Genomic DNA, 12,512 nt, shown 5'->3' on the forward strand with positions numbered 1-12,512 from the left:
GGGAGAATCCAGCATGCTGGTTGCAGCCAAGGCGGGAGCTTGCGCGGCCAACTGTGCCGCGCTAGCAAGAAGGCCCTTTTCGAACGAGCCTTTTGCCATGCGCCAGCGCCCTCCCCTCACGCCGATCGTCAGTGCGCTTCCCTCGGCGGTGCCGTTTGTCGGCCCGGAGGCGCAGGAACGTGACCGGGGCCGCGCGTTTCGCGCCCGCATCGGCGCCAATGAGAGCAGTTTCGGGCCCTCGCCGCGCGTCTTCGCCCGCATGGCCAGCGTCGCCCGGGACATGTGGATGTATTGCGACCCCGACAATCACGATTTGAAGGTGGCTGTTGCCGCGCATCTCGGCGTTGGCGCCGAAAACGTGGTGGTCGGCGAAGGCATAGACGGGTTGCTCAGCCTGGTGGCGCGCATGTATGTGGCCCCGGGCGATGCGGTGGTCACCTCGCTCGGCGCCTATCCGACCTTCAATTTCCATATTGCCGGCGTCGGCGGCCGGCTGGTCGCGGTTCCCTACGAGAACGACCGGGAAAGCCTCGACGGCCTGTTGGCTGCTGTCGCCAGGGAAAATACGCCGCTGGTCTATCTGTCCAACCCGGACAATCCGATGGGCAGCTGGTGGGAAGCGGTCGAGCTCATCCGCTTCATCGAAGCCCTGCCGGAGACCACCATGCTGGTGCTCGACGAGGCCTATGGCGAATTGGGCCCGGCCTCAGCACTGCCGCCAATCGAGGTCGCGCGGCCGAACGTCATCCGCATGCGCACCTTCTCTAAGGCCTACGGGCTAGCCGGCATACGCTGCGGCTATGCGGTGGCCGAAGCCCAGGTGATCCGCGATTTCGAGAAAATCCGCAACCATTACGGCGTCAGCCGCATGGCGCAGATCGCCGGTGTCGAGGCGCTGGCCGATCAGGACTATCTGCAAAGCGTGGTGGCACGGGTTGCTGCCGGCCGCCGCCGCATCGCTGAAATAGCCGAGGCGAACGGGCTGAAGCCGCTGCCGTCTGCAACCAACTTCGTCACCATAGACTGCGGCGGCGACGGCGCCTTCGCGCTGAACGTGCTGCAGGCGCTGCTGTCGCGCGATGTGTTCATCCGCAAGCCGATGGTGCCGGTGCTCGACCGCTGCATCCGGGTCAGCGTCGGCCTCGACCACGAGCTCGACATTTTTGCTGAGGAGCTGCCCGGTGCGCTGGCGGCGGCACGGAGGAACTGAGGATCGCAAAATATCGTTTCGGCCCTGCCGCTATTTCCCCCCGTCGCCGAGCAGGCACATGACCCGCTTCAAGGCGTCCGCAAGCTCGGCGGCTTCGTTGTCGGCCAGGCCGGCCGTCAGCCGGGTAAGATCGCGGTCCGCCGCCGCCTGCAGCGTGGCCAGTTCCGAGTTTCCCCGCGCGGTCAGCGACAGGATGCGCCGACGCCGGTCGTCCGGGTCGGCACGCAGTTCGATCAGGCCCATGGCGGCGAATTTTCTGAGGATCCGCGCGACATAGGCAGAGTCCAGCCGGAGTTCGCCGGCAATCCCGGACGCCGCTGGCCCGAGATCGAGATGGAACGCTCGCGCGAGAAACCTTGCCTCGCCGCTCGGGTTGCTAGCGACGGCGCCCGCCCGGTGACCCAGCTCGAACAGCACCCGCGCCTCGGTCAGCGTGTAGGTGCTCTGCATCAAGGTCTCGTCGAGCAGCCCGATCAAGCTGGTGTAAAACCTGTTGAAATGGCGGATTTCGGTGACCATGGCATTCCGCTCATCCGGCATGGCAGGCTCCTTCTCAGGAGATTTCTACGCTGCAGGATCATCGCCAAATCGATTGACTAAGTCAACTATTTAAAAGACATGGTCATTTATCTTGGAATCGAATCCACGCTTGAATTAATTGAACGTTCGTTTTATTATTGCCACTCGAGAGGCGATCATGGCGCGCACGACCGGTTCTGACGGGGAAAAGACCGAGGCAGCGGTCCGCGAGGCGGCGGCCAGCCTGATCGCGCGTCTTGGCTACGAGGCAATGTCGATGCGCCAGCTGGCTGCCGAGGTCGGCGTGCAGGCCGCCGCGCTCTACCGCTATTTCCCGACCAAGGAAGACCTCTTGTTCACGCTGATGCGCGAGCACATGGAAGGGCTGATCGAGGCGTGGGATGCGGCGCGCCCCGCCGTGGCCGATCCGGCGACGCGGCTCGCCGCCTATGTCGAAAACCACATCGCCTTCCACATCGAACGCCGCCACTCCACCCATGTCTCGAACATGGAATTGCGCAGCCTGTCGCATGATCGCCTGACGCAGATCCTGCGCATGCGCACGACTTATGAAAAGGAGCTGCGCGCCATTCTGCGCGACGGCGCAGAAGCCGGTGTCTTCGACGTCGAAGACACGGGGCTGACTGCCATGGCGCTGATCCAGATGATGACCGGCGTCATCGTCTGGTTCCGGCCGGGCGAGCGGCTATCGATCTCGGAGGTAACCGCCACATATCTTTCAATGACGATGCGCCTGGTTGGAGTAAAGGCCCGCAGTGCGACAACGACCTACAGCGCCGGGTGAGCAAACGACGCTGTAGCACTTTGATTTTGCGCATGATCCACCGCGAAAATCGAATTCGATTTCGGGGTCGTGCGCCGGGAGGAACGGCATGTACACGCACACACTTAACTTCGGGCTTGACGAAGACATCGAGGCGCTGCGCGACCTGGTGCGGCGCTTCGCCCAGGACAAGATCGCGCCGATCGCCGCCGAGATCGACCGCTCGAACGAATTTCCGGCGCATCTGTGGGCCGAGCTCGGTGGGCTCGGCCTGCTCGGCATCACCGCCGATCCGGATTTCGGCGGCTCCGGCATGGGCTATCTCGCTCATGTTGTCGCTATGGAGGAGATTTCCCGCGCCTCGGCATCGGTCGGCCTCTCCTACGGCGCTCATTCCAACCTCTGTGTCAACCAGATCAATCGCTGGGCAACGCCGGCGCAGAAGCAGAAATATCTGCCTGCGCTGTGCACCGGCGAAAAGGTCGGCGCGCTGGCAATGTCGGAATCCGGCGCCGGCTCCGACATCGTGTCGCTCAAACTGCGTGCCGAAAAGCGCAACGACCACTACGTGCTCAACGGCACCAAGATGTGGATCACCAACGGCCCGGACGCCGAGACGCTGGTCGTCTATGCCAAGACCGATCCGGAGCTCCATTCGCGCGGCATCACCGCCTTCATCGTCGAAAAGGATTTTGCCGGATTTTCCGTCGCGCAAAAGCTCGACAAGCTCGGCATGCGCGGCTCCAACACCGGCGAACTGGTTTTTTCAGACGTCGAGGTGCCGTTCGACAATGTGCTGCATGAGGAAGGGCGCGGCGTCGAAGTGCTGATGTCGGGCCTCGACTACGAGCGCACCGTGCTCGCCGGCGGCCCGATCGGGCTGATGGCGGCGTGCCTCGATGTGGCAATACCTTATGTGCACGAACGCAAGCAGTTCGGCCAGCCGATCGGCGAGTTCCAGCTGGTGCAGGGCAAGCTCGCCGACATGTATACGACGATGAATGCCGCGCGCGCCTATGTCTATGCCGTGGCCGCCGCCTGCGACCGCGGCGAGACGAGCCGCAAGGACGCCGCCGCTTGCGTGCTGTTCGCTGCCGAGAAGGCGACGCAGATGGCGCTCGACGCCATCCAGCTGCTGGGCGGCAACGGCTACATCAACGACTATCCGACTGGGCGGCTTTTGCGCGACGCCAAGCTCTATGAGATCGGCGCCGGCACCAGCGAAATCCGCCGCTGGCTGATCGGGCGGGAAATCATGGCGGAGGCGATCTAGTGGTCCCTTTCTTGAATCTTTGCCATGAATAGGCAATTGTGCCATAATGATTAGAATGTGCCACATTTCGGGAACGAGGCAGACTATGGCGAACGGAACCGAAAAGGCTGGGTTTGACGAAAATCCGCAAACACAATTCGAGGCCGGAGCTCGGAAAACTCCGCTCCGGGTTCCAGCGAAACGCGAGCGCGTTAGACTTGGCGAGGGCGGACGCTTTGTTATCCCGGCTGCGATGCGCGAGGAAATGGGCGTGAAGCCTGGTGAAGACTTGATCCTTCATGTCGAGAACGGCGAGTTGCGGGTAAGGTCGTGGCTTCGGAATCTCAGGCGCGTCCAGGCGGAATTGTCGGCGTTGAAAAGGCCGGGCGAAAGTGTCGTCGATGAATTTCTAAAGGAGCGGCGGGAAGAACAGCGCCGAAGCGATGAGCGTTTGGACCGGCTTCATGCCGAAGGAATGGCGAGGAAAAGGGCGAAGTGAAACCTTACGTCATGGACAGCTCGGCGGCGCTTGCGATCCTGCTCAACGAGAAAGGCACCGATATTGCCTTGGGTTTCGCGCCGGATGCGCAATGCAGCTCCGTCAATGCGGCCGAAATCATCGCCAAGCTGATCGACAGGGGACGCAGCATGGAAGAGGCCGCGGACGACCTCGCCAGCCTCGGCATGCCGGTCGCTGTTTTCGACGAAATGATGGGCATCGCCGCCGGTCAGCTTCGCGAGTTGACGCGGCATCGCGGCTTGTCGCTGGGCGATCGCGCCTGCCTCGCACTGGCAATTCGCGAGAACGCCATTGCCGTCACCGCTGACCGTGACTGGGGCGACCTGGATATCGGCTGCAAGATCGAACTGATCCGGTAACATCATGCCCACCCTCACCTCCCAGATCTCGCCCGCCTCCGGCACCTTCCGCGCCAATGCCGAGCGCATGCGGGCGCTGGTCGCCGACATTGCGGAAAAGGCGGCAACCGTCGAGCGTGGCGGCTCGCAGGAAGCGCGTGAGCGCCACCAGAGCCGCGGCAAGCTTTTGCCGCGCGAGCGCCTTGCCCAATTGCTCGACACCGGCTCGCCATTCCTTGAAATCGGCCAGTTCGCTGCATGGTCGATGTACGGCGAAGACATCTCATCGGCCGGCATCATCGCCGGCATCGGCCGCGTCGAAGGCACCGAAGTCATGGTCGTCGTCAACGATGCCACAGTGAAGGGCGGCACCTATTATCCGCTGACGGTGAAGAAGCATCTGCGCGCCCAGGAAATCGCGCTGCAGAACAGATTGCCTTGCGTCTATCTGGTCGACAGCGGCGGCGCCAATCTACCCAATCAGGACGAGGTGTTTCCCGACCGCGACCATTTCGGCCGCATCTTCTACAACCAGGCCAACATGTCGGCTTCGGGCATACCACAGATCGCCTGCGTCATGGGTTCGTGCACGGCGGGCGGCGCCTATGTGCCGGCGATGTCGGACGAGACGATCATGGTGCGCAACCAGGCGACCATCTTCCTTGGCGGCCCGCCGCTGGTGAAGGCCGCCACCGGCGAGGACGTCAGCGCGGAGGAGCTGGGCGGCGCCGACGTCCACACGCGGCTTTCCGGCGTTGCCGACCATTTTGCGCTGGACGACGAGCATGCGCTGGCGATCGCGCGCCGCGTTGTCAAGAACCTGAATCGAAAGAAGCAGATCGGGCTGGCACTTCGCGATCCGAGTCCGCCACTTCATGCAGCCGATGAGCTCTACGGTATCGTGCCGACCGATCTGCGCCAGCCCTATGACGTGCGTGAAGTGATCGCCCGCATCGTCGACGGCTCCGACTTCGATGAGTTCAAGCAGAATTACGGCACCACGCTGGTCACCGGCTTTGCCCATCTCAATGGCATGCCGGTCGGCATCATCGCCAACAACGGCGTGCTGTTCTCCGAAAGCGCGCTGAAGGGCGCGCATTTCATCGAGCTGTGTTGCCAGCGCAAGATCCCGCTCATCTTCCTGCAAAACATCACCGGCTTCATGGTGGGGCGAAAATACGAGGCCGGCGGCATCGCCAAGGACGGCGCCAAGCTGGTGATGGCCGTCGCCACGGCCCGGGTGCCGAAGGTAACCATCATCATCGGCGGCTCGTTCGGCGCCGGCAATTACGGCATGTGCGGACGCGCCTATTCGCCGCGCTTCCTGTGGATGTGGCCGAATGCCCGCATTTCGGTGATGGGCGGCGAGCAGGCGGCCACCGTGCTGGCCGTCGTCAAGCGCGAGGGGATCGAGCGCAAGGGCGGGGAATGGAGCGCGGAGGAGGAGGCAAAATTCAAGAAGCCGATCCTGATGAAATACGAGCATGAGGGTCACCCGCTCTATTCCTCCGCCCGGCTCTGGGACGACGGCATCATCGATCCGGCCATGACGCGCGAGGTGCTGGCGCTCAGCCTTTCAGCTGCGCTGAACGCCGAGATCGAGGAGACACGGTTCGGCGTGTTCAGGATGTGAGATGAGCGAAATCAATCAGAGGATTCGCGTTCATATCGGCGACATTACGAAGCTGGCGGTCGATGCCATCGTCAACGCCGCCAACACGTCACTTCTGGGCGGCGGTGGCGTCGACGGCGCCATTCACCGGGCGGCCGGCCCTGAGCTTCTGGCCGAATGCCGAACACTCAATGGCTGCAAGGTCGGCGACGCAAAACTCACCAAGGGTTACAGGCTGCCGGCACGCTATATCATCCACACGGTCGGTCCGGTCTGGCAAGGCGGCGGCAAAGGTGAAGCCCATCTGCTCGCCTCCTGCTATCGCCGGTCGCTCGAACTCGCCGTCGCCAAGGATTGCCGGACCGTGGCATTCCCGGCGATCTCGACCGGTGTATACCGGTATCCAAAGGACCAGGCGACGCAGATCGCCGTTGGCACTGTGAGCGCCTTCGTCGGCCAGAACGCGGTTCCGGAAACTGTCATTTTCTGCTGCTTCGACCAGCAGACGGCAGAACTATACCAGCAGGCGTTGCTGCGCCTGGCGGGAGCGTGACCTGTCCCGATGAGAAATCCCATCCACACCCTTCAGACTCATTTTCAAACATCGAACTGGCCAGACGGAAAAATTGCGGCTATTGCTGATTTGCAATTTCCATGGGGATGGGGCGAAGATGAGACTGGGACTTTCTCAGAAAACTACTGCATCGATACTTGCAGGGCTTCTTATATTAGCTGCTCCAGGCAGCAGCGCTGCGGAATCACTGGCGGGCAACAAAGGCGACATCCGTTTCTACCCGACGTTGGCTGGAAACCCGAAGGATCCGTGTACCAAGACGTACAACGCCTATGTGGCGGCCAGCGGCCATTCAGCCTATGCAACGACCTTTTATTCGCGCGTCGTCGACATCTCCATCATTTGCGGCGCGCGGCTGAACGCACCATCGCAAAAGGCGGCGGAAGATTTGGCGCTGCGGAACTGTCAGTCAGGCTTGAAAAAGTGGAAAGTCAGGCTTGCGAGCGGCGGCTGTCAGATCGCGCTTTCCAAATAGTCAGTCGCCTGGCTGACTGGCACCGCCCGCGGAAAATCCGGGAGGTTTCATGTTCGCCAAAATCCTGATCGCCAACCGCGGCGAGATCGCTTGCCGGGTGATCCGCACGGCGCGCAAGCTGGGCGTACGTAGCGTTGCCGTCTATTCCGACGCCGACGCCGGGGCTTTGCATGTCGAGATGGCCGACGAGGCGGTGCATATCGGTCCCTCCCCGGTCGGCGAAAGCTATCTGCGCGGCGACAAGATCATCGCCGCGGCTTTGGCCACCGGCGCCGAGGCCATCCATCCGGGCTACGGCTTCCTCTCGGAAAACCCCGATTTCGTCGATCAGGTGACGGCGGCGGGGCTCGTCTTCATCGGCCCGTCAGCCGCCTCGATCCGCGCCATGGGGCTGAAGGACGCGGCCAAGCGGCTGATGGAGAAGGCCGGCGTGCCTGTCGTGCCGGGCTATCACGGCGAGGCGCAGGAGATTGTGCTGCTCGCCTCCAAGGCACGCGAGATCGGCTATCCCGTCCTGATCAAAGCGCGCGCCGGTGGCGGTGGCAAGGGCATGCGGCGCGTGGAACACCCCGACGACTTTTCCGAGGCGCTGTCGGGTGCGCGGCGCGAGGCCAAGGCCGCTTTCGGCGACGACCGTGTGCTGGTCGAGAAATATATCGACAAGCCGCGCCACATCGAGGTTCAGGTATTCGGCGATATCTTCGGCAACGTCGTGCATCTCTACGAGCGCGACTGCTCGGCGCAGCGCCGCCATCAGAAGGTGATCGAGGAAGCCCCCGCCCCCGGCATGACGCCAGCATTGCGCAAAGCGATGACGGAGGCGGCGGTGAAGGCCGCCAAGGCGATCAATTATTCCGGCGCCGGCACGATCGAGTTCATCGTCGATGCCTCACAAGGGCTGAAGGCCGACCGCTTCTGGTTGATGGAAATGAACACCCGCCTGCAAGTCGAGCACCCGGTCACCGAAATGGTTACCGGTACCGATCTGGTCGAGTGGCAGTTGCAGGTGGCGTCCGGCGAAAAACTGCCGAAGACGCAGAGCGAGATCACGCTCTCCGGCCATGCCTTCGAAGCGCGCATTTATGCCGAGGACGCGGCAAAGGGTTTTTTGCCGGCGACGGGCACGCTGCATCACCTGAAATTTCCGGATACTGCGCCCGAGGGCGCCAGCATGCGGATCGAGACCGGCGTGCGGGCCGGTGATGCCATCTCGCCCTTCTACGATCCAATGATCGCCAAGCTGATCGTGCACGGCAAGGGCAGGCAGGCGGCGCTCGAAGCGCTGAGCATGGCCCTTTCGCAGACCGAGATCGCTGGCTCGACCGTCAACACCGCCTTTCTCGCCGCTCTTGCCGCTGACGCGGATTTTTCGGCAGGTGATGTCGATACCGGCCTGATCGGCAGGCATCAGCAAGCGCTGACCGCAGTGCCGCCGCCGAGCAGCGAGATCGTCGCCGCAGCCGCATTTGCAGCGTCCGGCGCCGGCGCTCAGCCGCCGTCCGACGATCCGTGGTCGTCGCTTGCCGGTTATGGACATTTTCACACCTTGGCGCGGCGCACGCGGCTGCGCTACGGCGAGGATGAGATCCTCGCGCTTGTGTCGGTGCGGCCGGACGGACGCTTCCAAGTGGCACTGGACGCACCTTATGACAGCGCGCTTGATCTGCGCGCTGGCTCTCGCCTTGCCCGCTGGCCGGGCCATGTCACTGTCTTTTCGGGCGCCGTCGGCTACAGCTTCGCGGTGCCGGACCCGTTGGCAAGGGCCGACGAAATCGCCGCCGGTTCTGACAGCCTGCGGGCGCCGATGCCGGGTCTGGTGAAGCTGGTGCGTGCAGCCAAGGGCGAGGCCGTCATCAAGGGCCAGCCGCTGTTGATCCTGGAAGCGATGAAGATGGAACACACGATTTCCGCCACCCATGACGGCACGATCGCCGAAATCGCAGCGGAAGGCGCGCAGGTCACCGACGGGACCGTGCTGGTGCGTTTTGCCGAGGAAGCCCACGGCTGACCGCTGTTCCCCCATTCATAAGGTGACGTTGAAGACACGCGCCACAAACGCATGCCCAAATGAAAATGGCCGGTCTGACGCGGCCATTTCCGTTTTACCGCAAGCGACGCCAATTGTTACGGCTGGATCGGCGCGTATTTGCCGTCGTGCCACTGGTTGATGTCGTAGCTGACGTTCTTGAGGTCGCCCTTTTCATCGAAAATGACAGAGCCGACGACGGTGCTGATCGGCTCGCCGTTCTTCAACGCTTCGGCAACCTTGGCCGGGTCGTCGCTGCCGGCGCGCTTGATACCCTCGGCAAAGGCCTGGATCACGGCATAGGAGAACAGCGTAAAGCCCTCGGGCACGAAGCCGCCCGCCTTGATCTTTTCGATGGCTTCCTTGGCTTCGGGCTTGGCCCGCGGATCCGACGGGAAGACGAACATGGTGCCTTCGCCGGCCGGGCCGGCAACCTGCCAGAATTCCGGGGTGGCGATCGAGTCCGGCATGATCAGCTGGAACTTGAGGTTCTGTTCCGCCGACTGGCGCAGGATGAGGCCGGCCTCGGGGTGGTAGCCGCCGAAATAGACCACATCAGCCTTCAGTTCCTTGAGCTTGGTGACAAGCGCCGAGTAGTCCTTTTCGCCGGCGTTGATGCCCTCGTAGAGGATCTCGTTGAGACCGTTCTGGTTCATCGTCGCCTTGACGGCATCGGCCACGCCCTGCCCATAGGCGCTCTTGTCATGCATGATGACGACCTTCTTGCCGGCATATTTCTTGGCGATCCATGGACCGATGAACGCGCCCTGCGCATCGTCGCGCGTATAAAGGCGCATGATCGTCGGCCAGCCGGCTTTCGCCGCCGCGTCGGTCAGCTCTGGGTTCGATGAAGCTGGGCTCATCATCAGCGCACCGGCTTCGGCATAGACGGCCGAGGCCGGGATGCTCGAGCCCGAGCAGGCATGGCCATCGATGAACTTGACCCCGTTGGCGACGATGCGGTTGGCGACCGAAACCGCCTGCTTCGGATCGCACTGGTCATCCTGGACGTCGAGCTTGATCTGGCGGCCTTCGACACCTCCAGCGGCGTTGATCGCGTCGGCGGCGGCTTGCGCGCCCTGCTTGAACTGGTCGCCGATGGTGGCAAGCTGTCCGGTCATCGGTCCGACCACCGAAAAGGTGATGTCTTCGGCGAAGGCAATCGGCGCGCTCATCACCAGGCCGACAATGGCCGCGCTCAAAATAACCAACTTTTTCATGGCGATACAACTCCTCCACTCCGCGCACGGCCGCTTCGGCCGCGCCTCTTCCAGAATAGGTGGGAGAATTTCACCCCTCGCCAAGCCTGTCTAGGCGCATCGGCGGCACTCGATTGGGCCTGCAACCTGAGGCCTGAACACAAAAGCCGCGCCTGCCTTGTTCCGGCCGGTCGCGGCTTTTGTCGATCGAACGATCCCAAGCGCTCCCGCGTCCGAAAACCGCTCGCCTTCCCCGTCCGTCGCGCAGGTTGGCCGTATCCGGCCTGCCGCGTTCTTGTCATTGTTGGTACGACCGTCTTGCGCGGCCTTGTTTTTGCCGGTCCGGCCGTCTTGCGCGGCCTTGACCTGAAGCGTCCCTGTCGATGATCTCAGTGCCCGATCAACTCAGTGCCCGATGAACTCAGGGCCAACTTAGTGCATCGTCATCCATTCGCGGGCTTCGCGCAGCGCCCTGGCGATCTCGACCTTCGACATGGCGGCCGACAATTCCGAGCGCAGTTCCGCGGCGCGGACCGAGCCCTTGATCGCCGCGATGTTGAACCATTTGTGGGCGGCGACGACATCGGTCTCGCAATCGCGGCCGGTCGCATACATCATGCCCAATTCGAAAAGGATGTCGGCCTGGGCAGTTGCCCCCATGGCGCCGAAGCCGGCTTCAGGCATTTCAAAACGTGCCATTTCAATCCCCTGTTCTAGCCCCTGTCAGGCTCCCGAGAGCTGCCTCGTTCTGTCCCTTGGTGTCTGTTGATAACCCTTGGGGGTGGCCGCTCTTTCGATGCTTTCGAGAATGAACCGGAGGCTTGAATCCGCGGTTAAGTGGCGTGCTTAATTTGAGGAAAACAAAGCTAAAACAAGAGGTAAACACGAGAATTCGTTAAGGATGCAAAGCCAGCAATTGCGCCGGTTTGCACTAAATTTGACGAAAATTTGCGAGGCGAAGATCAAGACTCCGCTAACCACGGGAGACAAAGACGGAGTTGCGAACTTTTCATTTCCCACCGACGAGACCGCTTCGTGCGGCCAGAAAATCCTGAAGTCTTCCGCAGCGGCACCGCTTTTGTTTTGTCGGGAGGTGAATTAGCTTACGTTTGCGTAAAAGGCAGACAGGCGGGGCAGAACACCCGGCCGGATGCCCAGAGGGAGGAGAAACATGTTTCGCAAAATCAGCATGGCCCTTGCGGCCACCTTGATCATGGCCGGCGCGGCTTGGGCCGATCCGATCGAAGGCAACTGGAAAACGCAAGCCGGTTCGACTGCCGCCATCTCAAGCGGCGGCGGTGCATTTTCGATCACGCTCAAATCAGGCAAGTTTGCCGGCAAGCGCATCGGTTCGTTCAAGGTGTCCGGCGCCAACAAATATACGGGGACCATAGCCGACCCGGAGACCGACAAGACCTATTCGGGCAAGGCCTCGGTCTCGGGCGCTTCGCTCAAGATGAGCGGCTGCGTGCTCGGCGGGCTGATCTGCAGGAGCCAGACCTGGCACAAGCTCTAATCGTTTCCGCTGCCACAAATTGAAAACGGGGCCGCGAAGGCCCCTTTTTTTGTTTGCGCCGTCTGCTTGGGACAACGGATCAATCGTGCGGGCCGTGCCTTCAGCGCCCTAATAGCAATTTTACCCGCCCTTGTCGGCAGCAAGATTGGATGTCGGTAGCAAGACTGCGGCGGCGCTCGTGGCCGGCGACGGCGCGGTGGCGGCGGGCACTCGACCCTCCGTCGATAAATTTGAACCGCAGATGAACGCCGGCATCAGAACCGGTTCAGTTGCATAAGGGCATTCTCATGTGTGTTGAAGGAGACACCACGCAATGTTCGCCCGCCGCTTCACCATCGTCTGCCTGCTGATGAGCCTGTTCGGCATGTCGTTCGCCATCCTCGTTGCCGAGGCCGGCCGCCCAGCCCGCTCCTGGGACCAGGCCAATTCCTGCCGGTTCGGTTGCCCGAGCCACCTTCGCCATTGACGCCGACAGAAACCCTTAGAG

Annotated in this window: 14 protein-coding genes; 11 read left to right on the forward strand and 3 right to left on the reverse strand. The window is 62.3% G+C overall.

Features of this window, described 5'->3' with window-relative positions; genetic code table 11:
- Positions 1-97: 97 nt before the first annotated feature.
- Entirely contained in the window at positions 98-1,210 is a 1,113-nt protein-coding gene (locus AC0NIE_RS26500) for a pyridoxal phosphate-dependent aminotransferase (protein WP_473489816.1), read from the forward strand.
- A 30-nt stretch (positions 1,211-1,240) separates the two neighbouring features.
- Here AC0NIE_RS26500 and AC0NIE_RS26505 read toward each other — a convergent pair whose 3' ends face one another.
- Positions 1,241-1,750, reverse strand: a complete 510-nt coding sequence (locus AC0NIE_RS26505; RefSeq protein WP_473613764.1) for a MarR family transcriptional regulator — start codon at positions 1,748-1,750, stop codon at positions 1,241-1,243.
- Between the two features lie 157 nt (positions 1,751-1,907).
- Between AC0NIE_RS26505 and AC0NIE_RS26510 the strand changes: the two genes are divergently transcribed.
- The 8 genes from AC0NIE_RS26510 to AC0NIE_RS26545 all read left to right on the forward strand — a co-directional run bounded on the left by AC0NIE_RS26510 (position 1,908) and on the right by AC0NIE_RS26545 (position 9,292).
- On the forward strand, positions 1,908-2,534 hold the full coding sequence (locus AC0NIE_RS26510; RefSeq protein ID WP_473489812.1) for a TetR/AcrR family transcriptional regulator: 627 nt from the start codon (positions 1,908-1,910) through the stop codon (positions 2,532-2,534).
- 88 nt (positions 2,535-2,622) lie between these two features.
- Positions 2,623-3,786 (forward strand): isovaleryl-CoA dehydrogenase, encoded by a 1,164-nt coding sequence (locus tag AC0NIE_RS26515; RefSeq protein WP_473489811.1) that lies wholly within the window; start codon positions 2,623-2,625, stop codon positions 3,784-3,786.
- 85 nt (positions 3,787-3,871) lie between these two features.
- Positions 3,872-4,264 (forward strand): AbrB/MazE/SpoVT family DNA-binding domain-containing protein, encoded by a 393-nt coding sequence (locus AC0NIE_RS26520; RefSeq protein WP_473528076.1) that lies wholly within the window; start codon positions 3,872-3,874, stop codon positions 4,262-4,264.
- On the forward strand, positions 4,261-4,644 hold the full coding sequence (locus AC0NIE_RS26525; RefSeq protein WP_192356790.1) for a PIN domain-containing protein: 384 nt from the start codon (positions 4,261-4,263) through the stop codon (positions 4,642-4,644). Before AC0NIE_RS26520 ends, AC0NIE_RS26525 begins: the two co-directional genes overlap by 4 nt.
- Positions 4,645-4,648: 4 nt before the next feature.
- The gene (locus AC0NIE_RS26530; protein WP_473489809.1) at positions 4,649-6,256 is read left to right on the forward strand and encodes a carboxyl transferase domain-containing protein; all 1,608 of its coding nucleotides are present in this window, start codon (positions 4,649-4,651) and stop codon (positions 6,254-6,256) included.
- Position 6,257: 1 nt separating this feature from the next.
- On the forward strand, positions 6,258-6,788 hold the full coding sequence (locus tag AC0NIE_RS26535) for an O-acetyl-ADP-ribose deacetylase (RefSeq protein WP_473489808.1): 531 nt from the start codon (positions 6,258-6,260) through the stop codon (positions 6,786-6,788).
- A 118-nt stretch (positions 6,789-6,906) separates the two neighbouring features.
- Positions 6,907-7,284 carry a hypothetical protein gene (locus tag AC0NIE_RS26540; RefSeq protein WP_473489806.1) on the forward strand — a complete coding sequence of 126 codons (378 nt, stop codon included), beginning with the start codon at positions 6,907-6,909 and terminating at the stop codon, positions 7,282-7,284.
- Positions 7,285-7,333: 49 nt separating this feature from the next.
- Complete coding sequence (locus AC0NIE_RS26545; protein WP_473489805.1) at positions 7,334-9,292, forward strand: acetyl/propionyl/methylcrotonyl-CoA carboxylase subunit alpha; 1,959 nt, start codon at positions 7,334-7,336, stop codon at positions 9,290-9,292.
- Positions 9,293-9,408: 116 nt separating this feature from the next.
- Here AC0NIE_RS26545 and AC0NIE_RS26550 read toward each other — a convergent pair whose 3' ends face one another.
- Positions 9,409-10,530 carry an ABC transporter substrate-binding protein gene (locus tag AC0NIE_RS26550; protein WP_473489804.1) on the reverse strand — a complete coding sequence of 374 codons (1,122 nt, stop codon included), beginning with the start codon at positions 10,528-10,530 and terminating at the stop codon, positions 9,409-9,411.
- Positions 10,531-10,941: 411 nt separating this feature from the next.
- Positions 10,942-11,208 (reverse strand): SEL1-like repeat protein, encoded by a 267-nt coding sequence (locus AC0NIE_RS26555; RefSeq protein WP_027152750.1) that lies wholly within the window; start codon positions 11,206-11,208, stop codon positions 10,942-10,944.
- Positions 11,209-11,680: 472 nt separating this feature from the next.
- Here AC0NIE_RS26555 and AC0NIE_RS26560 point away from each other — a divergent pair, with 472 nt between their 5' ends.
- Positions 11,681-12,025: a DUF2147 domain-containing protein gene (locus AC0NIE_RS26560; RefSeq protein ID WP_473489803.1), complete on the forward strand. Its 345-nt coding sequence runs from the start codon at positions 11,681-11,683 to the stop codon at positions 12,023-12,025.
- Between the two features lie 313 nt (positions 12,026-12,338).
- Positions 12,339-12,491 carry a hypothetical protein gene (locus AC0NIE_RS26565; RefSeq protein ID WP_165848692.1) on the forward strand — a complete coding sequence of 51 codons (153 nt, stop codon included), beginning with the start codon at positions 12,339-12,341 and terminating at the stop codon, positions 12,489-12,491.
- Positions 12,492-12,512 lie beyond the last annotated feature (21 nt).

It is taken from the genome of Mesorhizobium sp. WSM4842 (assembly GCF_055901575.1).

Coding starts and splice junctions, on each gene's coding strand:
- AC0NIE_RS26510 (WP_473489812.1), top strand. CDS start 1,908: ATGGCGCGCACGACCGGTTCTGACGGGGAAAAGACCGAGGCAGCGGTC.
- AC0NIE_RS26500 (WP_473489816.1), top strand. CDS start 98: ATGCGCCAGCGCCCTCCCCTCACGCCGATCGTCAGTGCGCTTCCCTCG.
- AC0NIE_RS26565 (WP_165848692.1), top strand. CDS start 12,339: ATGTTCGCCCGCCGCTTCACCATCGTCTGCCTGCTGATGAGCCTGTTC.
- AC0NIE_RS26515 (WP_473489811.1), top strand. CDS start 2,623: ATGTACACGCACACACTTAACTTCGGGCTTGACGAAGACATCGAGGCG.
- AC0NIE_RS26530 (WP_473489809.1), top strand. CDS start 4,649: ATGCCCACCCTCACCTCCCAGATCTCGCCCGCCTCCGGCACCTTCCGC.
- AC0NIE_RS26540 (WP_473489806.1), top strand. CDS start 6,907: ATGAGACTGGGACTTTCTCAGAAAACTACTGCATCGATACTTGCAGGG.
- AC0NIE_RS26550 (WP_473489804.1), bottom strand. CDS start 10,530: ATGAAAAAGTTGGTTATTTTGAGCGCGGCCATTGTCGGCCTGGTGATG.
- AC0NIE_RS26545 (WP_473489805.1), top strand. CDS start 7,334: ATGTTCGCCAAAATCCTGATCGCCAACCGCGGCGAGATCGCTTGCCGG.
- AC0NIE_RS26505 (WP_473613764.1), bottom strand. CDS start 1,750: ATGCCGGATGAGCGGAATGCCATGGTCACCGAAATCCGCCATTTCAAC.
- AC0NIE_RS26535 (WP_473489808.1), top strand. CDS start 6,258: ATGAGCGAAATCAATCAGAGGATTCGCGTTCATATCGGCGACATTACG.
- AC0NIE_RS26560 (WP_473489803.1), top strand. CDS start 11,681: ATGTTTCGCAAAATCAGCATGGCCCTTGCGGCCACCTTGATCATGGCC.
- AC0NIE_RS26555 (WP_027152750.1), bottom strand. CDS start 11,208: ATGGCACGTTTTGAAATGCCTGAAGCCGGCTTCGGCGCCATGGGGGCA.
- AC0NIE_RS26520 (WP_473528076.1), top strand. CDS start 3,872: ATGGCGAACGGAACCGAAAAGGCTGGGTTTGACGAAAATCCGCAAACA.